This window comes from Micromonospora sp. RHAY321 (assembly GCF_023896955.1).
Taxonomy (GTDB): Bacteria; Actinomycetota; Actinomycetes; order Mycobacteriales; family Micromonosporaceae; genus Micromonospora.
Window position 1 is genome coordinate 371,356 of sequence record NZ_JAMHIW010000001.1, and the last position, 22,878, is coordinate 394,233.

Genomic DNA, 22,878 nt, shown 5'->3' on the forward strand with positions numbered 1-22,878 from the left:
TCTCACGGCGCAGTCCCCACCGCGCGACGCGTGCCGGACAGGTCGGCATGATGCGCGCCGCCGGCCGCTTCCAGCGCAGCCCGCTCGATCTTCGCCCAGTACGCCTCCCGGGCCGCCGTGTCGATCTGCTCCTCGTACTCAGCCCTTAGCCCGGTCCGGCCATCGAGCTGCTCCCGCAGGATGTCAGCGTGTCCGGCATGCCGGGCGGTCTCCTGAAGGACGTGGACCATGATGTTGAACAGCTTGACGTCCGGCCGCGACCACCACGGCACGTGGCCCGGCGCGTCGATGGGAAGCTCTTCGATCGTCGCGTCCGCATGCCCCCGGGCACGCTGATAGAAGTCGATGATCTGCTCGCGGCTCTCGCCCGGGGCCACCCACAGGTCGCTGCCGTCCGCGTCCTGCCATCGCCCCAGCGGCTCCGGGAACGGGCGGCCGAAGACCTCACCGAAATACCAGGCCTCCAAGGTCGCCAAGTGCTTCACCAGGCCAAGGAGGTTGGTCCCCGTCGCTGTCAAAGGACGCCTGACGTCGTACTCGGACACGCCATCGAGCTTCCAGACCAGCGCCTGACGTGTCCGCCTGAGCTGGCCGTGCAGATCGTCCTTAGCGAAGTCATCGATCATGAGGCACGATCTTGCCATTCCGACGGCAAGCGGAGCAGCCCTGGACCTCACAGCGCCGTGGTTTGTAACTCGCCGACCCGAATCCGACGACGATCTTGCAGCGCCAGGCCCGGAGGTTCACAGCGGTGATCAAGATCGAGCCGGACGGCGACGGCACGAGGTACACCGCGATCGCGATCCACGCCGACGCGTCGGCGAAGAAGTCGCACGAGGAGATGGGCTTCCTCGATGGTTGGGGCGCGGCCCTGGACCAGTTGGTCGACGTCATGAAGGCCCGCTGACCGCGGACACCGGCTGGCGGCGTAGAACCGCCGCCAGGACCGGTGCACGGAGCTACGGAACGCTCGGGGGACAGCCGCCGACCTGAATTTGCCCTAGATCGACTCTGATTGTGAGGTACGGGCACGCGTCAGCGTGGCGGCGAGGCCTGCTCTAGTGGGCGTCCGTGGGCTCGGATCGTGTCGGAGACGGCGACGCCGAGCAGGACGGCGACAGCTGCTGCAGCGACCCCGAGTGGCGGCAGGCCGACCATCACCGGCGCCATGGCAGCGAGGACGAGGATCCCGATCGGCCGTGGCCGGGACACCCGGGCGAAGGCCACATACTCGAATACTGAGCGCCCGGCGAGGTAGAGCGCGGGCCCGCCGAGGATGGCGCCGACCCAGGCGGGTTTGGCGTCTCCGGTCGGATTTATGAGGACGATTTCGGAGCCGGCTGAGGTTGCGAGGATGCCGGCCACCATGAGCAGGTGTGAGAACTCGGCCGACCGACCGAGCCGGCCGGGGTCGGTGGATGCCGCGATAGCCTCGCCCAAGATCTGGCCGGCTCGGTAGAAGTAGATCCGCCACAGCAACACCGTGGTGAGGAACGACAATGTAAGGGCCAATGTTCGTTCAGCCACGATCGGACCGCGTAGAAGACTCGACCCGGAGGTCAGAATCGTCTCACCAAGCGCGACGATGACGAGCTGCCAGTAGCGTTCGGCCAGGTGCTCGCCCGCGACGGCCCACGGGGACACCTGCGAGCGACCCAGCCCCGGTACCGGCCAGCCGAGTCTGCCCCCCAGGTAGTCGATCACCAGGGCCAACGTCCACAGTGTATTGCGCGTCACCTCGGGTGCGAAGGCTCCGGCGAGCCACGGCACGGCAGACGCGCCGAACCAGACGAGCGCCAGCATGTTGATGCGACGCAGATCATGACCCCGCACGATGAGTACGAAGAAGAGGGTGCGGCCCACCTGGATCGCGACGTACGTGCTCGCGAAGAGCAGGCCAGTCTCGGCGAGAGCCCCCGATATCGCGACCGCCAGGAACAGGCTCCCAAGCATCGTCGCGAGGACAACGAACTGGATCGCCGGCTGGAACGGATCGAACCTGCTGGTCATCCATGCCGTCTGGGTCCAGATCCACCAGACAGCCAGGAGCAGCAGCAGAGTCTCGCCGTTCTCCGCAAGGGAAGTGGTCAACCTCTCCGCGACGTGACCCCTGGTGTAGTCCAGCACCAACTCGTGCACGATCCGGGTGAGCGCGAAGACGTACACGAGATCGAAGAACAGTTCCAGGAAGGTCGGCCGCTGCGGACTCTCACGCCTGCGCAGCAGATTGGCCACTCTATTCGTCGTCACCGGCCCGCCCGCTTCGTCGGCTTTCGCTGACGCAGTCGTACCACGTCGCCGCGCCGCCCACGGATAAGACGCACCCTAATGACTAGAGCCCTGACGGCCGACGAGGGCTGCCACCACGCCGAGCCCTGTCCTCTCTGATTAAAGGCAACGGCCATCTGACCGACGTGCTATGCGGGTTCCACGCAGGGCTGACACGCCGCGGGCGACGACGGCGTCGAGGAGCTCGCTGACCGCGCCAGCGGGACCCCCGCCTCGGCGAGGCTCCGGATCCGGGTGAGTCGCACGACGGCTGCGGCGTCGTAGCTGCGGTAGCCGGAGGCGTCACGCCAGGCTCCCGCAGCAGCCCGATCTGCTGGTAGTGCCGCACCGCGCGAATGGTCACCCCGGCGTAGGAGGCCAGCTGTCTGATGGTCAGTATGGCTTCAGCCTGCACGAAGATGGCCCGTCGGGCGCGATTGCGACATACCGCCTAGGCGGTTGCGTTTGGGTTGGTATGCCTGTGGGGTGGCGGAGCTAGCGGACGACGAACAACCCAGCCTGAACCAGGGGCCGGCGAAGAGTGGCGGGCCGGCGTCCCGGACAGCGCCCGCGGGCCGTCGGACGGCGCGGCTCGGGCTGACCCTGGGCGCGTTGGGCGTGGTGTATGGCGATATCGGAACAAGCCCGCTGTACGCGCTGAAGACGGTGTTCACCCTCGACCGTGGTCTGGTGCCGACCGCGCCGGACGTGTTCGGCGTGATCTCGCTGGTGTTCTGGTCGATCATCCTGATCGTGTCGGTCAAGTACGTCATCTTCATTCTGCGGGCCGACAACGAGGGCGAGGGCGGGGTGATGGCCTTGGCCGCGCTTGCCGGGAGAGTGCTGGTCAAGGGCAGCGAAAGGCGCGCCGCCACGGTGCTGGCGCTGGGGGCTCTGGGTGCTGCGCTGTTCTACGGCGACAGCGTGATCACTCCGGCGATCTCGGTGCTCTCCGCGGTGGAGGGCCTTGAGGTCATCTCACCGGCGTGGGCGGTGGTGGTGCTCCCGGTGTCCGCGGTGATCCTCACCCTGCTGTTCGCCATCCAGCGTTGGGGCACCGGACGGGTCGGGGCGGTGTTCGGGCCGATCATGCTGCTCTGGTTCGCCAGTTTGGGCGTCGCCGGCGCGGCCGAGGTAATCCGTCATCCGGGTGTGCTGGCCGGGCTGTCCCCCAGCTACGCGGTGCTGTTCTTCGTGGACCACCCCGTCGTCGCGTTCATCGCGATGGGGGCCGTGGTGCTGGCGATCACCGGCGCGGAGGCGCTCTACGCCGACATGGGACACTTCGGTCGCGCCCCGATCCGCCGGGCCTGGTTCGCGATCGTGTTTCCCGCCCTGACGTTGAACTACCTCGGCCAGGGCGCGTTGATCCTGCGCGCACCCGCCAGCCGGGAGAACCCATTCTTCCTGCTCCTACCAGACTGGGCGCAACTGCCGATGGTCGTCCTGGCCACCGTGGCCACTGTCATCGCGTCCCAGTCGGTGATCTCCGGAGCGTTCTCGGTGTCCCGGGAGGCCATGCGGCTGGGCTTCCTGCCGCGACTGCGCATCCGGCAGACCTCCGCCCACCAGTACGGGCAGATCTACGCCCCCGGGGTGAACTGGGCACTGTTCGCGGCAGTCCTGCTGGTGGTGTTCGCGTTCGGCTCGTCCACGAACCTCGCCGCCGCGTACGGGGTAGCAGTCACCGGCACATTCCTGATCACCACGACCCTGTTCCTCGTCGTCGCGCGGGTCCAGTGGCACTGGCCCTTCCGGCGACTGGTGCTGTTCGGGGTCATCTTCGGCAGCCTCGAGCTGACCTTCTTCACCGCGAACCTCGCCAAGGTCACCCACGGCGGTTGGCTGACGCTGCTCATTGCGATCGTCCTGTTCACGCTCCTGCTGACCTGGCGGCGCGGAGCCAAACTGGTCACCGCCCGGCGGATCGAGCGCGAAGGCCCCCTGCGCGACTTCATCGACGACCTGCACGCCGCCAACACGCCGCGGGTGCCGGGCACCGCCGTGTTCCCCCACCCGAACAAGGAAACCACTCCCCTGGCGCTGCGGGCGAACGTCGCGCACAACCACGTACGCCACGAGAAGATCCTCATCGTCACCGGTAACACCGCCAACGTCCCCCATATCCCTTGGGACCAGCGCCTGACCATCGACGATCTCGGCAACCCAGACGACGGCATCATCCACATCACCGCCGTCTTCGGCTTCCAGGACCCCACCGACTTCCCCGAGGTCCTGCGCCGCTGCGCCACCCACCCCCTCGCCGAAGGAATCGACAGCGGACAGGTCTCCTACTTCGTCTCGCGGATCACGCTGCGCTGCACCCGGAGCCCGGGAATGGCCACCTGGCGTAAACGGCTGTTCATCGCCCTCGCCCACAACGCCGCCAGCCACGCCGAGTTCCTGCACCTGCCTGAGGAACTCACCATCGTCCTCAGCGCCGAAGTCCCCGTCTAGACTCCGCCTCGGCACGAGCCCTAATGACACCCAATCAACAGGTCATCCCGTCGAAGCCGTCGTCTCAGATCCTCGGGGCCGGGCTGGCATGGTCGGTGCTTCCGCCACCGACCTGGATGCCCGGGCCGGTGAGCAGGGTCGGGTTCCACCTTGCGGATGATCTCCCGGACGACAGGTGGGTTGACCAAGACGGTCCTGGAGCCCGCGCTCAACGAGGATCGGTCCTCGCCGGAACGTCGCCCCTGCTCTCTTTGGGGTGCGAGCGTGATCACGGCCGGCACCACCGACCCGGGTGCGGGGTGACGGAGGTCGAGGTGGTGCCGGAGACGGCACCACGCCTACCCGGGGGTCGGTCAGCGAGGGGAACGGCCCCATCTGACGTACCTCTGCCCGCTGTCGGGGCATCGGCCGGCTTCTTAACCGAAACTAATAGTTCCCTTAGCGAAGCCGCTGTATCCGACGCCTTACCGTCGGACGGTCATATCCACAAGGGATAGCAGACCGAGGAGTACATCCAGTGGTCAGACGCCATGCCGCACGACTCGTCGTCGCTCTCGTAGGAGTGATCGCTCTGCTCGCCGCGGGGCAGACTGCGGCCTTCGCCGCGCCGAGCAACGACGACTACTCCGCCGCCATCGCGGTGGAGACCCTTCCTTTCACCACCACCATCGACACCAGCGGCGCCACGACAGGCCCGAACGACCCGACCACCTGCTCCAACAAGGGGTCGGTCTGGTTCACCGTCACGCCAGAGCGGGACGGCCGCCTGCAGGCCGACACGATCGGCAGCGACTACGACACCGTGCTCTCCGCCTGGACCGGCGAGCCGGGGGCGTTCACTCAGCTGGCCTGCAACGACGACTACCAGGCGCAGCAGTCGAGGGTCGCCTTCCCGGTCACCGCCGGGACCACTTACCGCTTCATCGTCGGTGTCTGCTGCGGCAACGGCGGGGTGGGCGGCGGGTCGCTCCGGTTCTCGGTCGGCTACGTCCCGCCGCCGCCGAACGACAACTTCGCCGACGCGACCGCGGTCACCGGGCTGCCCTACTCGAACACCCAGCCTTATGAAGGTGCCACCCGGGAGGCGGGCGAGAGGTCGGTCTGCGCTTCCTCACAGCACACCACCTGGTACTCGTACACGCCGACGACCACCGTGTCGGTCGTCGCCCAGACGAACCCGATGTACGCCGGCATCAACGTGTACCTCGGCTCCTCGCTCGGCGGCCTGTCCTCCGTCCGGTGCACCGGTCTCTACGACTACCGCTCGCTGACCTTCGTGGCGCAAGCCGGCCGGACGTACCTGTTCCAGGTCAGCGGCGACGGCATCGCCTCGCACGCCTTCCAGTTGGCGGAGGCGCCCGCTCCCGTCGCCAACTTCGCCTACTACCGGAGCGATCCCAATTCGTTCGACATCGTCGCGTTTTCCAACACCGCCCACGATCCGGCCGGCGCGGGCCTCGAGTCCTTCGCCTGGGACTTCGGCGACGGTACGACCTCGACGGAGCCGAACGCGAACCACCGTTTCCCCCGCGACGGTGACTACCCGGTCAGGCTGACGGTGGAAACGTCGGACGGGCGCAGCGACTCGATCACCCGGGTGGTCCAGGTGCGTACCCACGACGTGGCGATCGTGCGGGTGAAGGTGCCGACGAGCGCCAAGGTGGGGCAGACCGTCACGGTTGAGGTCCACGTCCAGAACACCCGGTACGAGGAGAGCGTCCAGGTGGACCTCTACAAGAGCGTCGCGGGAGACTACTCCCACCTCGGGGCGCTGAACCAGATTGTTCCGGTCAGGGAGACCGGAAAGACCACTCGCTTTGCGTTCACCTATACGGTGACAGCCGACGACCTGGCCCTCGGGAAGCTCACCTTCCGGGCTGCCGCGGACCTGAGTCCGAACCGGGACGCGATCCCGGCGGACAACGAACTGCTCTCCACTCCCGTCAAGATCGTCTGAGTGCTCGACTCCCCCGGGTCCCGGACCCGGGGGTTCTCAGCAGAGGGCTCTCAGCAGCGCGATCACGTCATCTCGTGACGCCGGGTCGCCGGCGAGCAGCCTTCGCGGGCCGATCGACGAGTTCGTCTTGATGATCAGGCCATGAAGGTTCATCTGAGGGCGTTGAACGTCTCGTTGGCCCTAACGGCGCGGGAAAGTCGAGCTTCCTCGACGTCATCGCGTTCTTGGGCTATGCGACCCGCGATGACTTGGCGCCGGCGCTTGACCGCCGCGCGGCTTCGATCGGGTGGTGTTTCGGGCTGCGAAGGTAGTCGTTTGCCGAGCCACCCTGTACCGGGTCGACGGAGAGGAATCGGCCGGTGTTCGGGCTGTGCAGGCGACACCCATCAGGATGACGTCGTCGAGCCCGTCAGCAGAGCGTCGCTTGCCGCTCGGCGGCCATGCCGCCAGCGGTGGCGGTCAGGGCGCCGGTGGCGTCGACGATCAGAGCCCGGTAGCCGGTCAGGTCGGCGAGCCACCGGATCCCGCCGGCGCCGCGGGCGACCGCAGCCGTGGCGTACACGTCCGCCCAGGTCAGCGAGGGACCAACCACCGTCACCGAAGCCACCTCGACCGGAGACCGACCGGTGTACGGATCGAGGATGTGTGCGCCGCGACGGCCGGTGCCCGAGGTGGCGACGGCGCCGGTTCGGATCGGCAGCGCCGCTAGCAGGTGGTCCGGCGCGGCGGGATCCTCCACCCCGACCCGCCAGTCCGGCTGGTCGGAGCCGGTTCGTAGGAGGATGTCCCCACCCGCATTGAGGCTGAAGTCCGTCACCTCGCGCTCGGCGAGCAGCCGGCCCGCTCGCTCCACCGCCCACCCTTTCACCAGCCCGGACGGGTCGAACCGCAGCCGACCCTCGGGCCCCGGCAGCATCGCGTCGAAATAGCCGTCGGTCCGCCGCCGCGCCTCCTCGCACAGTTTCAGCACCTCGCGCACCAGCGGATCACTGTCAGCGATGCTCAACCGCCCTCGGTTCAATTCGCTGACCTGGCTGTCCGGCCGGTAGGTGCTGAACAACCGGTCAACCGCACGTAACTCGTCGAACACCACGGCCACCGCGCTGGCCACAGCCGGCGTGTGTGCCTCTGCTCGCACCTGCACCGAGATCGGCATGCCCATGATCTGCTCGACCCACGACCGTCGTGGTGTGCTCACCGATCCTTGGGTCATCACGAGCCCCCGCCGAGATGGGCCGCGTCCAGCGCGGCCTGCAACGACTGGGTGTACGCCTCGCTCGTGGCGGTTGCTCCGCTGACCGTGTCAACATGGGCGCTTTGCGCGCTGAGCACCTCCTGGCGTAGCTGTGGCACCGCGTAGGAGTTGATCCGCTGCGAATGGCCGTCGGGGGGCAGCGCCAGCGTGGTCGTGTCGGTGATCTTGCCTCCTGAGATTTTCACCTGGACCTGAACCGGGCCGAAGCCGTTGTCCACGACGGTCCCGTTGACCGTCGTCGTGCCGCTGGCAGGTGCCGAGGTCGCGCCGCCCGGCGGGGAGGTTCCTGCCGCCCCGGTCCCGGCCGCCCCGGTCCCGGCCACGCCGGTCTGGGGCGCCGCGCCGGGGACGGCTGGTCCGACGATGCCGGGTGGCGCCGTGCTGGCCCCTCCGGGTAGGCCGGCCGTGCTGGTCCGGTAGCTGAAGAGCAGGACCAGTACGGCAATGGTGCTCACCAGGGCCAGGGTGATTCGTCGCATGTCGTCCTCCTCTTCCGTCTCACCAGGCGAAGGCTTCGCAGTGAATTTGCCTGCTCGGCACCTGCGCGGCCTGCAGCGCGGTCCGTACCGCGTCCATCCAGGGCGGCGGCCCGCACAGGTACACGTCGCGGTCCACCACGTTCGGGGCTATCCGCAGCAGCACGTCCCGGTCGGGCAGGTGCGCCAGCGATGCCGGCAGCCAGGACCCGCGGGCGGGCGACGGGCCGTCGAGGTAGTGAACCTGCGCGCCACGATGTCGGGCGATGGCATCCAACTCCGAGCGCAGGGCGAAGTCACTCGGGGCGTTGGCCCGGTACACCAGGGCTGCCTCGCCCGGCCGGTAGGGCAGTTCCTCCAGCAACGCGCGGAGCGGCGTGATCCCGATCCCGGCGCCGAGCAGCAGGATCTGCCGCTGGGTGCGGACCCTGCCGGTAAGTCGCCCGTACGGACCCTCGATCAGCACGCGGGTGCCCGGGCGAGCGCCGGCGACCCGGTCCGCGTCGTCTCCGTTGGCGCGTACGGTGATGCGGAGCAGGTCGCCGCGCGGTGGCGCGGACAGCGAGTACGGGTGGGCCCGGGTCCAGCCCGTACCGGTCAGGAACCGCCAGTTGAGGAACTGCCCGGCTCGGGCCGGCAGCCGGTGCAGGTCACGGCCGGAGATGTGTATCGAGAACACGCCCGGCGCCTCCCATGTCACCTTTCGCACGCGCAACCGGTGCCGGTGACTGCGCCACAGCGGCAGTCCCAGCCGGAACACCAGTACGCTGCCGGCGCACAGGATGTAGGCGGACCACCAGTAGGCCCGGGCGGCCGGCGAGGCGACAAACTCGGTACCCGTCCACAGTTGGTGGGGCAGGGCCAGTCCCACGCCCAGGTAGGCGTACAGGTGCAGGAGGTGCCAGGACTCGTAGCGCAGCTGTCGCCGAGCCGCCCGGATGGACAGCACCACCACCCCGATCAGCAGAGCCGTACCGGCCGCCGCGAGCAGCATCCCCGGATAGGTGGTGGTTAGCTGCCAACTCTCGGACACAACGTTGGTGTGGCCGCTGGCGGCGTATCCGACGACGATCAGCACGATGTGGCCGAGCATCAGCCAGAACGAGGTGAACCCGGTGTACCGGTGCCAGCGGGTCAGCCGGTCCTGGCCGAATCTGCCCTCGACCCACGGCACCCGGGCCATCAGGAAGACCTGTATCAGCAGCAGATCGCTGGCGAGCAGGCCGGTCAGCCGGCCCAGTGACGTGGCCGCCGAGGTTCCGCTTACGGTCAGCGCCTGCAGGCCGGTGTCGTGCAGCCACAGCGCGACCACTACGACCATGCTGGCGATCGCGACCGTACCTACCGCGTCCGCCCACCATCGGGCCGGCTCTCGCGGCTGTTTCGCCGTGTGTCGACCGATCATGCGGCAAGTTTGGCGGCAGAACCTAAGAGACCGATGAAAGGCTTTGGTTAGCGTCGAGCGCCGGTAGGCGCACCGTGAAGACTGCGCCACCGGTCTCCGACCGGCCTGCCGTCACGGTGCCGTCGTGCAGTTCCACCGCCTGCGCCACGATCGCCAGTCCCAGCCCTGAACCGGGCATGGCCCGCGCTGCCGTTGCCCGGTAGAAGCGTTCGAAGATCAGCGGCAGGTCTGCCTCGTCGATGCCCGGTCCGGAGTCCGAGATCGTCAGCTCCGCCCACCGCCGGGAGTCGGCGGGTTCGTCATCGAGAGGGCGGGCGACCGCCCGCAGACGTACCCGCACCGGACTCTGCTCGGGGCTCCACTTGGCCGCGTTGTCGAGCAGATTGATGACCATGCGCTCCAGTGACGCCGGCCGGCCAGGCACCGCGACCGGGTCCAGTTCAGTTGCGAACCTCACCTGCGGCCAGCGCTGGCGGATCCGCTCGGTGGACAGCTCCAAAAGGTCGGCCAGGTCCACCCTCTCCACCGGTTCGGCGCCGGTCTCCTCGCGGGCGAGTTCCACCAGTTCGCCCACCAACTGGGTCAACTCACCTGTCTGCGCGTCCAGGTCGCGCAGCAACGCGGCGCGATCCTCGGCGGTCAGGACCCGATTTGTTCCGGCCTGCTCGTCCGTCCGGATCAGCAGTTCGATGTTGGCCCGCAGGCTGGTCAGCGGAGTCCGCAGTTCATGGCCGGCGTCCTCCACCAGCAGCCGCTGCGCGGCGCGCGACGACTGCAGCGCGGCCAGCATGGCGTTGAATGCCTGGGCCAGCCGGGCAATCTCGTCTTGGCCGCTGACCGTTATGCGACTGCTCAGGTCGTTGGTGGCGGCGACGTGCTCGACCGCCCTGGTGAGCCGGTGCACCGGTGCCAGTCCGGTACGAGCCACCAGGAAACCGAGCACGGTGGCGATCGTCACTCCACAGGTGCTCACCGCCACGAGGATCAGCCCGATCCGGGCGAGCGGGCGCTCGACGCCGTCGGTGCTCGCGGCAACCTGCACCGTGCCGCCGTGTTCGGCGGCAATGGTGAGCATCCGGTACTCCTCGCCGTCGATGTGGACGTTCTCGAAGCCCTCTGCGCGCTCGCCGTTGACCACCGTCATCGCCGTAGGGGTGACCGGCAGCGGTGGCGACACGTCGGTCGCGAGCGCTGGCCGGCCCGACTCGTCGAGCACCTGCACCCGTGGACCCAGATCATGATCATGGTCGCGGTCGGGATCGCTCCCGGCACCCCACCGGTCTCCGGGTCGCTCGGCGACCGTGTGGGCGTCGGACCTGAGCTGTTGGTCGAGTTGGTGGCGCAGTTGGGTGGCGACCACGACGAACAGGACCGCGGACACCGCGACCACGGCGACCGCCACGGCAATGGCGGACATCAGCGCGATGCGGGACCGCAGCGACAGCCGACGCCAGCCCAGCCGTCCCGGCAGACCGGCGATACGACCCCGATCCCGCTCGGTCACGATGTGCCGGAACGTAGGGCATAGCCAACACCCCGGACCGTCTGCAGCAGCCGTGGCTCGCCTTCGTACTCCAACTTCCGACGCAGATAGCCGATGTAGACGTCCAGGCTGTTCGAGGCGACACCGAAGTCGTACCCCCACACGTGCTCGAGCAACAGCGCGCGGGTGAGCACTTGGCGGGGGTGACGCAGAAACACCTCCAGGATCGCGAACTCGGTGCGGGTCAGCTGGATGTCCCGCGAGCCCCGGCGCACCTCCCGGGTCAGTGGGTGCAGCGACATGTCCTCGAAGCGCAGCCACGGGCCAGCGTCGCGGGCGACGTCGGACCCGGCGGATACCGACCGGCGTAGCAGCGCCCTGATCCGGGCCAGCAGCTCCTGCGACGCGAACGGTTTCACCAGGTAGTCGTCCGCCCCTGCGTCGAGCCCGGCGACCCGGTCGCCAACGCTTTCCCGCGCGGTCAGCATCAATACCGGAACCAGGTTTCCGTCACCCCGCAGAGCCCGGCACACGGAGAGCCCATCCTGCCCCGGCATCGCGACATCGAGAATCACCGCGTCCGGTTTCCGGTCACGTACCTCCGCCAGACCGGATGCCCCATCAGCGGCCAAGCAGACCTCGTAGCCCTCAAACCGCAGCAGGCGGGACAGAGCATCGCGCACCGCCGCCTCGTCATCGACGACCAGAATTCGCACCGAAGTCCCGCCTTCCGTGAAGGTCCCTCATAACCGTCATAGCCCACGGCGGTGAGAATCCGATGAGAATCTGCGCAGCGCCCGCAGCAGCAGGTCACCCTTCACGCTTGCCGGTTCGCCGGCTGTGCCCGGGCTGAGATCGCCGGGCGACTCCGGGCCACGCGGAATACCCACACCCGCAGGAGAAGGAACCGCAGGACCGTGGCAGTCAGGTTCGCAACAACGAGAACCGTCACCAGCACGTCGCGGTCGTGCCGCCCGAGGGTCGGCTTGTCTGACCCGCAGTTGATGGGCGCCGGCCAAGTACGCCAGGATCGCCGGCCGAGGTCAACGCCGCGACGCAGGGGTCCAGAAACAGGTGTCACGGCTTTCCTAGTCCCGCCGATCCTGAGGCTGGCACGGTCGAGCGGGGCAAAGAACGCAGAGTGCTCTGCGGGGCGGAAAGGGTGCGAATGAACGCGTCACAAGCTACCAATTTGCTTGCTTTGGCAACTCAATGCTCGCCCATAGGGCACTCACAGAATTGGCCGCCACTCTTGCCTGACTGACCGATCGAGAGGAGCGCCACCATGAACGAGTACGACCCGGAAACTTCTGATCAGACCCTTTCCGCCGACTCGGTTTCGAGCGCGACGTCAGGGCCGTCGGTTGCCGAAAGTCCAGGCGGCGGCGGTGCTGCGCCGCCGTTCCCGCTGGCGTCTTCGCCAGACATGTCCGCGTCGGTAGGCACGGCCGAGCAGGCACACCGATCGGGGGTACGACGATTGCTGTCGAACAAGAAGCGGGGCTGGATCGCGGCCGCTGCGCTGGGATGTGCGGGGATCGCAGTTTCGGTCGGTCTGGCTGGTTCCCCCTCGGCGACAGCCACGGCTTCCCAGGCGACAGCCCCCTCGACGGCAGCCTCCGCCCCCTCGACAACGGCAGGACATGGCGCGCCCGGCGGGGGCTTCCCTGGCGGTGACGGATCCGGCGGCGGGGGATCGAATGCTCGATCCGGGCCTGCCGAAGGAGGATCGATCGGCAAGGTCGACAGCGTGTCGACGTCGAGCTTCACCATGTCGACCTCTGGGGGTCAGAAGGTGACCGTCAACGAGACGTCCTCCACCACGTACGAGAACGGGACGAGCTCGACCTCGAGTGCCGTCACCGCCGGCGAACCCGTCCTCGTCCTTGGGACGACCAGCGGGACGACCATTACGGCCACCCAGGTCATCGTGCAACCGACCGACGGCGGATCGGCGAGTTCCTCTGCCGCCCAGGTGGTTCCCTTCCAGCGTGGTGCTCCAAGCGAGGCTAAGCAGGTCGGTCAGATCCCGGGGAGCTACAGCGAGGGGTCGGGCGCGGTCGTCAGCGGACCCACGGCGGACAAGGCGACGAAGGCTGCCCTGGCCGCGTACCCCGGCGGCGTCGTCGACCGTGTGGTGCAGCTGAGCAGCGGCGAGTACGAAGTGCACAACATCGGTGTCAACTGGCCGCACCACATTTTCGTCAACCAGGACTTCCAGGTCATCGGGGCCGAGTAGCCGCCCCGGCAGAGCGCACACGACTGCAGTCGACGCGCGGGCCGTACGCCGAAAGGGGGTGCGGCCCGTGCCGCCGTGGCGGGCCGGGTTGTAGACCGAGTGGGTCACCCGGGCGCGGAAGGTGGGCGAGCCAAGCCAGTGCCAGCGGCATTGAACTCGTTGTGGTCGCCGAGTTGCCCGGCGACGCCCCTACGGAGGTCGCCGTCGAGCGCCGACATCAGGCGCCGCGGGATAGGCACGATCTTGGCCATCAGGGGTGCTCGTCGAACCGTCCGGTGTCGCCCTGCTCGTGGAACGGCTAGGCGGCTTCGGCGCCGAGTGCTGGTAGGTCGCTGATGCACTGATGGCCGGTGCCACCGTCCAGGCCGGTGCCGCGCACGCCTGCAGCATCTTGCCGGCTTCGTTCCAACCACTGATCGGCCAGGAAGGAGGTGGTGGCACTCCACGAGATAGATCGTGGAGACCTCTCCGCCGCTGGGCGGAGAAGTTCCACCATCTCTCAACGCCGCGCTACTTCGGCTGACCGATGACGCTCGTCGCGGTGACCGTACCGGCGGAGTCGGCTCCCTCGACGGTGACGGTGTCACCGGCCTTGAGGTCCTTGAGTGAGCCGTCCTTCGCGATCTTTACGGCGGTGCCGTCGCCGGTCTTCACCGTGAGCACGCTGCCGTCGTCGGTCTGCATGTAGACGGTGGTCCCGTCTACCAGCTTCACGGTACCGGTGGTGGCCTTGCCCGCCGCGCTACCGGCCGCACTGGCGTCACCGGGGGTGGCCGCGCCCCCGGGTTGCCCGCCCGGCTGGCCCGCGCTTCCCTGGGCACTGCCGCGTGCCCCGGCGAATCCGGCGCCACCCTGCGCCTGGCCTCCTCGGGCACCGGCGCCCGGACTGGCCGGTGTCGACGTCGCCTGCGACTTCTGCACCTGAGCGCCGATCAAGAAGCCCCCCACCAGCAGGACGACCGCCCCGAGGTAGACCGTCCAGGTGTTCCAATAGCGTCGGTGTCCCGCTGCGGCGAGTTCGCGCATCAGTCCGTCGTCGTCAGGTGGGCCGCCAGTGTGGCCGTTCGGCCGGCCGCCGTCCTGGCCCGGCAGTGCGGCAGCGGTGTCGTCGGTCTGCCTCTGCTGGGGACGTTGGGTCGCGACAAGGCCCTGGGTCGGGGTTCCGCGATGCATCCCGGCTCCCTGGCGTCCCCGCTCAACTGAATCCGTCATGGGTATTCTCCGAGATCACTCGTAGCGAAGTGCGTCGATCGGCCGAAGGCCTGCGGCGCGGCTGGCCGGAACGCTGCCGAAGAAGAGTCCGATCGCGACGGAGACACCCAGCGCCAGCACGATCGAGCTCGGAACGATCACCGGCTTCACGCCGACGATGGTGAACTGGCTGCCGATGAGCGCCATCGCGACGCCCAGCCCGCCGCCGATCAGGCTCAGCATGGTCGCCTCGACGAGAAACTGGGTGAGGATGACCCGACGTGGGGCACCCAGCGCCTTGCGGATTCCGATCTCCCGGGTCCGCTCGGTCACCGTGACGAGCATGATGTTGGTGATCCCGATGCCGCCGACCAGGAGGCTGATGCCCGCCACCGCACCAAGCAGCACGGTGAAGGTACTTGCCGTCTGGGTCTGGGTCTCCAGCAGCTGAGCGGCGTTCTGGATCCGGTACGGCGTTGAACTCGCACTGTTGCCCGTGGTCGTCGGCGTGACCTTGAGTCGCTGGTCAAGAATCGTGGCGACCTCCGCCTGGGCGTCGGTCACCTTCGCCGCGCTGGTCGCCTCGACGATGACTGAGTTCACCGGGCCGTACCCGGTCAACACCTGTTGCACTGCGGTCAGCGGCGCCACGACCACGTCGTTCGCGTCCTGGAATCCGGACGAGGAGCTCTTCTCGTCGAGCACACCGATCACGGTGAACAGTGCGCCGCTGACGGTCACCTCCGCGCCGACCGGATTGGTGCCGGGGAACAGGGTCTCGGCGACGGTCTGCCCGATGACGACCAGCCGACGACCCTGGGCGAGGTCCTCATCGGTGAACGCCGTTCCGCTGCCGACCGGGGTGTTGGAAGCCGCGAAATAGCTGGGGTAGGTGCCGATGAACTGGGGTACCGCGTGGTCGGAGCCCTGGTACGTCATCGTCGACGAGGTGGCATTGATCACCGGCGAGACGGTCTTGACGTTCGGTGCGAGGACCGGATCCTTCAACGCCTTGGCCGTCTCCAGTGTGATCCCACCGGTGGTCCCGCGTGACGTGCTCTGCACGGTGACGGTGCTGCTGCCCATGGCCGCGATCCGGTCGGTGATCTGCTTGGCCGAGCCGTTACCGACCGCTACCAGCAGGATCACCGCGCCGACGCCGATCAGAATGCCGAGCATGGTGAGCGCCGAGCGCAGCTTGTTGGCGGTCACGCCGCCCACGGCGAACCGCAGAATCTCGAAGAAGCTCATCGGAGGCGCTCCATGAGGATGGTCTGCTGGTCCTCCAATCGGCCGCCGTGCGGCGCGCCGTCCTGGCGGACGTCGGAGGAGATCTGTCCGTCGAAAAGCTTGATCAGGCGCTTCGCCCGGTCACCCACCTCCGGCTCGTGGGTGATCAGCACGATGGTGCGACCCGCCTCGCTCAGCTGGTCGAAGACTGCCAGCACGTCGTCGGTGGACCGGCTGTCGAGGTTTCCCGTCGGCTCGTCCGCCAGCACCAGCGCGGGCTCGGTCACGAGCGCGCGAGCCACCGCGACCCGCTGCTGTTGGCCGCCGGAGAGTTGGTTGGGCTGGTGGTCGGCCCGATCGGCAAGCCCGACCCGGTCCAGCGCGGCCATCGCCCGGCGGCGCCGTTCGGCTGACTTCACCCCGGCGTAGGCCAGCGGCAGTTCGACGTTGGCCATCGCGCTCGTTCGGGGAATCAGGTTGAAGGACTGGAAGACGAAGCCGATCCGACGGTTACGGATAAGGGCGAGCTGATTCTCGTTGAGCCGGCTGACGTCCACCCCGTCGAGCAGATACTGGCCGCGGCTCGGCACGTCGAGACAGCCCAGGATGTTCATCAGTGTGGACTTGCCGGAGCCGGACGAACCCATGATCGCCACATAGTCGCCCTGCGTGACAAGGAGCGAGACGCCACGCAGCGCCTGAACGATCGCCTCCCCCTCGCCGTACACCTTGGTCAGTTCCCGTACGTCGAGGACCGGCTTGGGCCCGGTCAGCGCGCTCATCGTCCACCACCTGCCGGTGCGGCGCCGCCACCCCGAACGCCGCCACCGGCGGGGGCGCCGCCACCACCTGGGAAGCCACCGCCGCCCGGGAGGCCGCCGCCGGGACCGCCGTTGCCGCTGGTGCCTGACGAGGATGTCTTCAGGACCACCTGCTCACCGACCTGCAGGCCTGATGTGATTTCTACGCCCTGGTCGCCGGTCAGCCCGATCTCCACAGACCGGGTTTCCTGCTGGCCGTTTCTCACCGCGATCACGGTCTGCCGGGCACCGACCGTGGTCAACGCGGCCGGGTTGACGTAGATGACGTTGTCCGCCTCTCCGACCGTGACCGAGACGTTCACGGTCTGCCCGGCTCGGACCCCGTCGGGAAGGTCGTCCAGCGTGAAGATCACACCGTAGGTGACCACATTGTTCGAGGTCGTCGCGTTGGGGTCGATCGAGCCGAGTTTCGCGGTGGCGGTCGCACCGGCTAGTGCGTTCCAGCTAACCGAGGCCGTCTGACCGGCCTTCAGCTTCGTGGCGTCGGTCTCGGCAACCGCTGCCGACACCTCGAGCTTGGACAGATCGGCCAGCTGAATGAAGCCGGCCGATGAGCTGGTCGAGCCGCCCGTCGAGCTGGAGCTACCGCCCGTCGAACCGGAGGTCGTTGCACCGGATGTCGGACCGCCCGAGGTGGAGCCGCCGGAGCTCGATGCGCCGGACGAGCTGCCGACACTGCCGTTGACGGCGACGACGGTCCCGGCGATCGGGGCCTTCAGGGTGGTGCCGTCGACCGCCTCCTGGGCCTTTTCCACCTCGAGTTCCGCGCTGGTCACCTGCGCCTCGGCGTCGCTGGTGTCCGAACCGGCGTCCTCGGCTCGGTTCAGCGCCGCAGTGGCCGCGTCGAGGTCGGCCTGGGCCGCGGTGAGCTGCCGTTTGGCGGCGGTAGCGTCAACCTTGGCCAGGACCGCCCCCTTGGCAACCACGTCGCCGACCTTGACACGGACCTCGCTCACTGTGCCGTTGGTGGCGAAAGCTGGGTCCGCTGTTGTCGCACTCTGCACGGTTCCGGAGGCGGAGACGGTTGATGTCACCTTTCCCTGCGCCACCGCGACGGTACGGATCCCCCCGTTGGCCGCCGCCAAGCTCGGATCGGGTTTGACGAAGGTCATATAGGCCCACATCGCACCCCCGGCGATCGCGACGCCGAGCACGGCGTTGACGAGCACCCATGGGCGGCGTGCGAAGGGCAGACGTCGCACAGGCATGGAGACAGGTTGACCGGGCTACCTCGAAGCGGACCCGGGACTAGCTCGGAACGGGCTGAGAGCCGAGGCCCTCGTCGTCCGCGGCCGGTAGGAGCACCCGGAATGTGGCGCCCGACCCCTCGGCGGTGGTCAGGTCAACCCGGCCACCATGGCCCTGCACGATCGCCGCCACGATGGACAGACCGAGACCGGAGCCCCCGACTCCCGAGCTGCGGGTCCGGCTGGAGTCGACCCGGTAGAGACGCTCGAAGATTCGCTCCGCGTGTTGCGCCGGAATGCCCGAGCCGTTATCCGCGACCTCCAGGACCGCCAGCCCGCCGGAAACACTCCCCGAGGACGACGATCCGCCGGAGGTCAACCGGCCCACCCGTACCGTGATCTGGGTTCCGGGTGGAGTGTGCTTCAGGGCGTTGCCGACGAGGTTGGTCGCCACCTGGCGCAGGCGATGCTCGTCGCCGAGGACGGTGACCGCGTCGAATCCACCCTCCTCCGCCCCCAGTGCGGCCAGCCGGATCGGCCGGTCGGGCAGCCTGGCGTGCGCGTCGCGGATCGTGTCGGCGGCGATCGCGAGCAGGTCGACCGGTTGTCGTCGCATCGGGCGGTGCAGATCCAGCCGAGCGAGTAGCAGCAGGTCCTCGACGAGGACGCCCATCCGGTCGGCCTCGCCCTCGATGCGGCCCATCGTTTCGTCCAGCATCGGCCCGGGTGGCGCGCCACCGCGGCGATACAGCTCAGCGAAGCCGCGGATCGAGGTCAGCGGCGTACGCAGTTCGTGTGACGCGTCCGCGAGGAACTGCCGAAGGCGCTGATCGGAGGCGACTCGTGCGGCCATCTCGGACCCGATGCGGTCGAGCATGGTGTTCAGCGCGATACCGAGGCGGCCGGGCTCGGTATGTGGATCGGTCTGGTCGACCCGGCGCGACAGGTCGCCTGCGGTGATCTCCGTGGAGATCGCCTCCATCCGGGTGAGCGGACGCAGCCCGATGCGCACCACCAGCGCCGCGGCAAGCCCGAGGGCGAGCACCACCAGTAGCAGCACGACCCCGTCGATCAGCAGCAGACGGTCGGCTGTGGCGTCGACGTCCTGCAGAGAGAGCGCCACCAAGGCGAGCCCGCCGCTGCTGGTGTGAGCGACGAGCACTCGCCAGGAACCGTTGTCGTCCTCGGCGTTCACCGTGTATGGCTGGTTGTTGTCGGCCCGTCGTGTCAGGTCGGCGAAGTCAGTCAACCGGGGTGGGGAAACTGCTTCGGAGGAGAGGTATCCCGGCAGCGGGGTTCCATCTGCCCGAAAGCTCAGCGTCGCCTGTTCCGGGCCGCCGCCGGGTATGCGCAACGCACGTGGAGGGCCCGGTGACATCTGCTGGGCCGAACCGTTGGTCAGCGGTCGGATTGCCACTTTGAGCTGCTCGTCGACCCGGTCGGTGAGGTACGAGCGGAGCAGTACCAGCCCGGCCATGTTGGCCACGATCAACGCGACTGCGGCGAGCGCGACCACGACCACGACCAGCCTCGATCGCAGCATCCAGTGCCCCCAGCGGCGGGGCGGGGGCAATCGCCGTCGGCTCGCCCTCTGGGGCAGCTCACGCAGGCGCCGCCACCATCGATGAGTGAGGGTGATCGCCCGCCGGTGGAACGACCTGCCCGGCTCCGGTGACGCCACGCCCCGCCCGGCCGGTGGAATCGGCCCGCCTGGTGGTGGTGCGGCGGAATTGCCTGGCGGCATGCCGCGGCCGGGCGGCGTCGTCATTCGCCGGCCGCCCTGGGAAGCCGAAGCGCGTAGCCGAAACCGCGCACAGTGTGGATCAGGGGCGGACCTGAGCAATCGATCTTCTTGCGCAGGTAGTAGACGTACGACTCGACGATGCGCCCATCACCACCGAAGTCGTACTTCCACACCCGGTCCAGAATCTGTGCCTTGCTGACCACCCGTCCCGGGTTGACCAGCAAGTATCGCAACAGGTTGAACTCGGTGGGTGACAGGTCGATCACCCGGCCGCCCCGGCGTACCTCGTGGGCGTCCTCATCCAGTTCCAGGTCGGCGTAGCTGAGCACGGCACTGGCTGGCTCGACCCGGCTGCGGCGGAGGATGGCGCGGATCCGAAGGACCACCTCTTCGAGGCTGAAGGGCTTGGTCACGTAGTCGTCGGCGCCGACGGTCAGGCCAGAAATTCGGTCCTCGACCGTGTCGCGCGCGGTGAGGAACAGCACCGGTACGGCTTGGCCGCTCGCCGTGTCCCGCAGCCGTTGCGCCACCTGGAACCCGTCGAGGTCGGGCATCATCACGTCGAGCACGACGAGATCCGGCTCGAACTCAGCCGCGACAGCGAGAGCCTCCCGCCCGCCACGCGCCACCCGTACGTCGAAGTCGATCAGTCGCAGGGTCGCCGAGAGCAACGCACAGATGTTGGGCTCGTCGTCCACCACCAGCACCCTGGACAACCGCCGAGTCGACTCCCCTGCCTGTTGGCGCACTCGCCAGCCCTCCTCATCGTGAACGTCCGCGCCACATCCCTATCGGGGCAGCCTGGGAGCCAGCTAGGAATGCGGTAGGGGCTCGCTGGACTGATCATCAGTTGGTCAGGACCTTGTCACCCTCCACGAGACCGGAAACGATCTCGATGTACTGATCGCCGCGTACGCCGATCACCACCTGCCGCTCGTCACGGCCGTTCGCGCTCGGGACGAGCACGGACCCGGATGTACCGCTGACGGTGCGCACCGCCGAGGAAGGCACCCGGAGCACATTCGTCACGGACTGGACCTTGACCCGGGCATTGGCACTCTGACCGACCAGGGCGTCGACCGGCACCTTGGTGAAGTCGAGCACCACCCCGTAGGTGACCATCTGGCCGTTCGTTGTGCCAACCGGGTCGACCTGGCTCACCTTGGCAGCGAATTCCTGCCCCGGCCGGTCAGCGAGCGTCACGGTCGCATCGAGACCATTGACAAGCCGCCCCGCGTCCGCCTCTGGGAAGCTCGCCGCGACCTCCATCCCGGCGACGTCGCCGAGGGTGACGATGGTCGCGCCGCCGTTGACCTCGCCGCCGACCGCACCGCTGACGGTGAGCACTTTGCCCGGGACCGGCGCAGTGATCTTCGTGCCGGCCAGCGCGTCCTTCGCCTCGCCGAGGGTCAGCTCAGCGCTGTTCACGCGCTCCTGGGCGCGCAGGAGCGGGTCGGTTCCACCGCTGCTGGCGCCATCGGACTGACCGGCACCGCCCGAGCAGTTCTCGTCGCCGCTGCCATTTCCACTGCTGTTGCCACTTCCGCTGCCGGTGCCCTGGCTGCTACCGCCACCCGGTGTGCTGCCGCCACGACTCGGGGACGCGGACGGGCTCGGGGACGCGGACGGGCTGGGCGATGAGGACGGGCTCGGGGTGGCCGTCGCGGTCGGGGTAGCCGTGGCAGTGAAGGATCGGGTAGCCACAACCCGAGCCGAGGTCGTCGGTGCCGGCGTGGGCGAAACCGGCGTGGGCGAAACCGTCGTGGTCGCAGACGGCGTCGTCTGCGACAGCGTGGGCGACACCGAAGTCGTGGGAGACGGGGTGGGCGGGTCGGTGGCCGTTGGGGGCGGCGCCCAGTTGAGCAAGGTGACCGACCTGGACCCGCTCGAACTCCCGCCGGTGCTCGTGGCTGCCGCCGGCGCGATCACCGCGCCGCCCCCGCCGCCGCAGATGCTGCCCGTCTGGCTCTGCGTACTCGGGCTCTGCTCGGCCGCGTCGCGGTCCGCCTCGGCCTGATCAAGCGCATCCTGGGCGGAGTCGACCCGCTCCTGGGCGTCTGTGTCGTCGATCTCTGCCAGCACCTGGCCCGACTCCACCTGGTCGCCCGGCCGCACGTTGACCACCGTGACCGTGCCGGACGTACCGAAGCTGAGGCTGCGGTCCTGCGCTGGCCGCAACGAACCCGTCGTCGCGACAGCCAGCGAGACCTCACCCCGATCCACGCTACTGGTCGCGGCCAGTTCGACGCCGTTCGGCGCGTCGCTGGTGAAGGCGTATGCCGCCGCCGAGGCCGCCACTAGGACCATTGAGGTCGCGGCAGTCGCCGTCCATCGTGCCCGCCGACTCCGTACGGTCCTGCGCAGCGCATTCAGGCCAATACCCATGGGGCGCGAGTGTCATGGTCCCGGCTCGCAGTTCACTCGGCCGGACCTCAGAGTCTCCTCAAAGTCGCCAGGGGTCGGTGATTCCGAGCCGGCTCCCAGTTTCGTCCGACCTCACCTGGAGGTGACCCGGGTGGCATAGGTCGTCGCCCGGGTGCCCCCTCATCCCGGGCGACACCCAAGCAAAGGGGACCACCCCACGCTGGGGCGAGATCCAGGAGGAGATTTCGGTGACGGTACGCAACCGGCGGGTGCGCTGGGGACTAGCTCTGGCGGCGGGCTCGGCGGTGCTGACCCTGACCGCGGCCTGCGGAGGTTCAGGATCGGGGAGCACCGACAACAGTAGCGGTGGTGGGCAGGACACGGCAGGACAGAACTCCACGATGGCCGCGTACACGGACTGCCTGGAGCACCAGGGAATCACCATGCCGACCGGACGTCCGTCCGGACGTCCGTCCGGGCGACCCTCGGGCGCCCCGTCGCCTGGCGCATCCGGTCGCCCTGGCGGCGGGGGCCCGGGCGCATTGAAGCCCGCAGGAGTCGACGACGCGACCTGGCAGAAGGCGCAGGAGGCGTGCGCGTCGGTGCGGCCCACCGGCGGCGCCGGCCGTGGCCAGGGTACAAACCCCGCCTACGCGAACTGCCTGTCCGACCACGGCGTTCTGGCCGGGACGACCCCGGACTCCAGCGACCCGAAGGTCAGTGCGGCACTGGAGGCGTGCAAGGCGGTCAGCCCGGCGCCGAGCTGATCTCCCCGCGCCGTCCCTTGGTGTACAAGGCCGC

The 22,878-nt window shown here is 68.5% G+C and carries 20 protein-coding genes and 3 pseudogenes; 7 read left to right on the top strand and 16 right to left on the bottom strand.

Annotated features, from left to right (window positions below; translation table 11 throughout):
* Nucleotides 1-2 precede the first annotated feature (2 nt).
* A complete protein-coding gene (locus tag M8C17_RS01745; RefSeq protein ID WP_252414362.1) occupies nt 3-626 on the bottom strand; it encodes a DinB family protein in 624 nt (207 codons plus the stop codon).
* A gap of 95 nt (nt 627-721) precedes the next feature.
* Here M8C17_RS01745 and M8C17_RS01750 point away from each other — a divergent pair, with 95 nt between their 5' ends.
* Nucleotides 722-907, top strand: coding sequence for an SRPBCC domain-containing protein (locus M8C17_RS01750; protein ID WP_256481923.1), 186 nt, complete (start codon nt 722-724; stop codon nt 905-907).
* Nucleotides 908-1,035: 128 nt separating this feature from the next.
* Here the strand turns inward: M8C17_RS01750 and M8C17_RS01755 are convergent, their stop codons facing one another.
* Both M8C17_RS01755 and M8C17_RS01760 read right to left on the bottom strand, forming a co-directional pair.
* On the bottom strand, nt 1,036-2,235 hold the full coding sequence (locus M8C17_RS01755) for a low temperature requirement protein A (protein ID WP_252414365.1): 1,200 nt from the start codon (nt 2,233-2,235) through the stop codon (nt 1,036-1,038).
* 245 nt (nt 2,236-2,480) lie between these two features.
* Nucleotides 2,481-2,668: pseudogene (locus tag M8C17_RS01760) on the bottom strand (MerR family transcriptional regulator); the annotation flags it as partial.
* Nucleotides 2,669-2,754: 86 nt separating this feature from the next.
* On the opposite strand from M8C17_RS01760, the gene M8C17_RS01765 reads away from it, so the two are divergent.
* From M8C17_RS01765 to M8C17_RS32255, 3 genes and pseudogenes are all read left to right on the top strand, one after another.
* Nucleotides 2,755-4,725 (top strand): potassium transporter Kup, encoded by a 1,971-nt coding sequence (locus M8C17_RS01765; protein WP_252414366.1) that lies wholly within the window; start codon nt 2,755-2,757, stop codon nt 4,723-4,725.
* A 517-nt stretch (nt 4,726-5,242) separates the two neighbouring features.
* Complete coding sequence (locus M8C17_RS32095) at nt 5,243-6,682, top strand: PKD domain-containing protein (RefSeq protein ID WP_252414367.1); 1,440 nt, start codon at nt 5,243-5,245, stop codon at nt 6,680-6,682.
* 182 nt (nt 6,683-6,864) lie between these two features.
* A pseudogene (locus tag M8C17_RS32255) lies at nt 6,865-6,993 on the top strand (hypothetical protein); the annotation flags it as partial.
* A gap of 98 nt (nt 6,994-7,091) precedes the next feature.
* On the opposite strand, the gene M8C17_RS01775 reads toward M8C17_RS32255, so the two are convergent.
* Genes M8C17_RS01775 through M8C17_RS01795 form a run of 5 tightly spaced genes read right to left on the bottom strand, consistent with a single transcriptional unit; the run spans nt 7,092 to nt 12,017 of the window.
* Nucleotides 7,092-7,880, bottom strand: a complete 789-nt coding sequence (locus M8C17_RS01775; RefSeq protein WP_252414368.1) for an FAD:protein FMN transferase — start codon at nt 7,878-7,880, stop codon at nt 7,092-7,094.
* 14 nt (nt 7,881-7,894) lie between these two features.
* Nucleotides 7,895-8,416, bottom strand: a complete 522-nt coding sequence (locus M8C17_RS01780; RefSeq protein ID WP_252414370.1) for an FMN-binding protein — start codon at nt 8,414-8,416, stop codon at nt 7,895-7,897.
* A gap of 19 nt (nt 8,417-8,435) precedes the next feature.
* Nucleotides 8,436-9,818 (bottom strand): ferric reductase-like transmembrane domain-containing protein, encoded by a 1,383-nt coding sequence (locus M8C17_RS01785; protein ID WP_252414371.1) that lies wholly within the window; start codon nt 9,816-9,818, stop codon nt 8,436-8,438.
* Nucleotides 9,819-9,840: 22 nt separating this feature from the next.
* Entirely contained in the window at nt 9,841-11,322 is a 1,482-nt protein-coding gene (locus M8C17_RS01790) for an ATP-binding protein (protein ID WP_252414373.1), read from the bottom strand.
* On the bottom strand, nt 11,319-12,017 hold the full coding sequence (locus M8C17_RS01795; RefSeq protein WP_252414374.1) for a response regulator transcription factor: 699 nt from the start codon (nt 12,015-12,017) through the stop codon (nt 11,319-11,321). The genes M8C17_RS01790 and M8C17_RS01795 overlap by 4 nt, the downstream gene beginning before the upstream one ends.
* Before the next feature lie 569 nt (nt 12,018-12,586).
* Between M8C17_RS01795 and M8C17_RS01800 the strand changes: the two genes are divergently transcribed.
* Nucleotides 12,587-13,540 carry a hypothetical protein gene (locus M8C17_RS01800; RefSeq protein WP_252414376.1) on the top strand — a complete coding sequence of 318 codons (954 nt, stop codon included), beginning with the start codon at nt 12,587-12,589 and terminating at the stop codon, nt 13,538-13,540.
* Nucleotides 13,541-14,050: 510 nt separating this feature from the next.
* Here the strand turns inward: M8C17_RS01800 and M8C17_RS01805 are convergent.
* From M8C17_RS01805 to M8C17_RS01835, 7 genes are all read right to left on the bottom strand, one after another.
* Nucleotides 14,051-14,713 (bottom strand): hypothetical protein, encoded by a 663-nt coding sequence (locus M8C17_RS01805; RefSeq protein WP_252414377.1) that lies wholly within the window; start codon nt 14,711-14,713, stop codon nt 14,051-14,053.
* A gap of 54 nt (nt 14,714-14,767) precedes the next feature.
* Nucleotides 14,768-15,982 (bottom strand): ABC transporter permease, encoded by a 1,215-nt coding sequence (locus tag M8C17_RS01810; RefSeq protein ID WP_252414379.1) that lies wholly within the window; start codon nt 15,980-15,982, stop codon nt 14,768-14,770.
* Nucleotides 15,979-16,743 carry an ABC transporter ATP-binding protein gene (locus tag M8C17_RS01815; protein ID WP_252414380.1) on the bottom strand — a complete coding sequence of 255 codons (765 nt, stop codon included), beginning with the start codon at nt 16,741-16,743 and terminating at the stop codon, nt 15,979-15,981. Before M8C17_RS01815 ends, M8C17_RS01810 begins: the two co-directional genes overlap by 4 nt.
* On the bottom strand, nt 16,740-17,990 hold the full coding sequence (locus M8C17_RS01820; RefSeq protein ID WP_252414382.1) for an efflux RND transporter periplasmic adaptor subunit: 1,251 nt from the start codon (nt 17,988-17,990) through the stop codon (nt 16,740-16,742). Before M8C17_RS01820 ends, M8C17_RS01815 begins: the two co-directional genes overlap by 4 nt.
* 40 nt (nt 17,991-18,030) lie before the next feature.
* Nucleotides 18,031-19,512, bottom strand: a complete 1,482-nt coding sequence (locus tag M8C17_RS01825) for a sensor histidine kinase (protein WP_374556739.1) — start codon at nt 19,510-19,512, stop codon at nt 18,031-18,033.
* A gap of 221 nt (nt 19,513-19,733) precedes the next feature.
* Complete coding sequence (locus tag M8C17_RS01830; RefSeq protein ID WP_252414384.1) at nt 19,734-20,429, bottom strand: response regulator transcription factor; 696 nt, start codon at nt 20,427-20,429, stop codon at nt 19,734-19,736.
* 130 nt (nt 20,430-20,559) lie between these two features.
* Nucleotides 20,560-21,141: an efflux RND transporter periplasmic adaptor subunit gene (locus M8C17_RS01835; protein ID WP_252414386.1), complete on the bottom strand. Its 582-nt coding sequence runs from the start codon at nt 21,139-21,141 to the stop codon at nt 20,560-20,562.
* Between the two features lie 106 nt (nt 21,142-21,247).
* On the opposite strand from M8C17_RS01835, the gene M8C17_RS01840 reads away from it, so the two are divergent.
* Nucleotides 21,248-21,730, top strand: a complete 483-nt coding sequence (locus tag M8C17_RS01840) for a hypothetical protein (protein WP_252414387.1) — start codon at nt 21,248-21,250, stop codon at nt 21,728-21,730.
* Between the two features lie 17 nt (nt 21,731-21,747).
* Here M8C17_RS01840 and M8C17_RS32260 read toward each other — a convergent pair.
* Nucleotides 21,748-22,098 (bottom strand): annotated as a pseudogene (locus M8C17_RS32260) (biotin/lipoyl-binding protein); the annotation flags it as partial.
* A 521-nt stretch (nt 22,099-22,619) separates the two neighbouring features.
* Between M8C17_RS32260 and M8C17_RS01845 the strand changes: the two are divergent.
* Nucleotides 22,620-22,844 carry a hypothetical protein gene (locus M8C17_RS01845; protein ID WP_252414389.1) on the top strand — a complete coding sequence of 75 codons (225 nt, stop codon included), beginning with the start codon at nt 22,620-22,622 and terminating at the stop codon, nt 22,842-22,844.
* Nucleotides 22,845-22,878: the final 34 nt, after the last annotated feature.

Bases quoted from the DNA above. Each gene is read 5' to 3' on its own strand.
- M8C17_RS01820 (WP_252414382.1), bottom strand. From the start codon at position 17,990: ATGCCTGTGCGACGTCTGCCCTTCGCACGCCGCCCATGGGTGCTCGTC.
- M8C17_RS01745 (WP_252414362.1), bottom strand. From the start codon at position 626: ATGATCGATGACTTCGCTAAGGACGATCTGCACGGCCAGCTCAGGCGG.
- M8C17_RS01780 (WP_252414370.1), bottom strand. From the start codon at position 8,416: ATGCGACGAATCACCCTGGCCCTGGTGAGCACCATTGCCGTACTGGTC.
- M8C17_RS01825 (WP_374556739.1), bottom strand. From the start codon at position 19,512: ATGCTGCGATCGAGGCTGGTCGTGGTCGTGGTCGCGCTCGCCGCAGTC.
- M8C17_RS01815 (WP_252414380.1), bottom strand. From the start codon at position 16,743: ATGAGCGCGCTGACCGGGCCCAAGCCGGTCCTCGACGTACGGGAACTG.
- M8C17_RS01785 (WP_252414371.1), bottom strand. From the start codon at position 9,818: ATGATCGGTCGACACACGGCGAAACAGCCGCGAGAGCCGGCCCGATGG.
- M8C17_RS01810 (WP_252414379.1), bottom strand. From the start codon at position 15,982: ATGAGCTTCTTCGAGATTCTGCGGTTCGCCGTGGGCGGCGTGACCGCC.
- M8C17_RS01805 (WP_252414377.1), bottom strand. From the start codon at position 14,713: ATGCATCGCGGAACCCCGACCCAGGGCCTTGTCGCGACCCAACGTCCC.
- M8C17_RS01800 (WP_252414376.1), top strand. From the start codon at position 12,587: ATGAACGAGTACGACCCGGAAACTTCTGATCAGACCCTTTCCGCCGAC.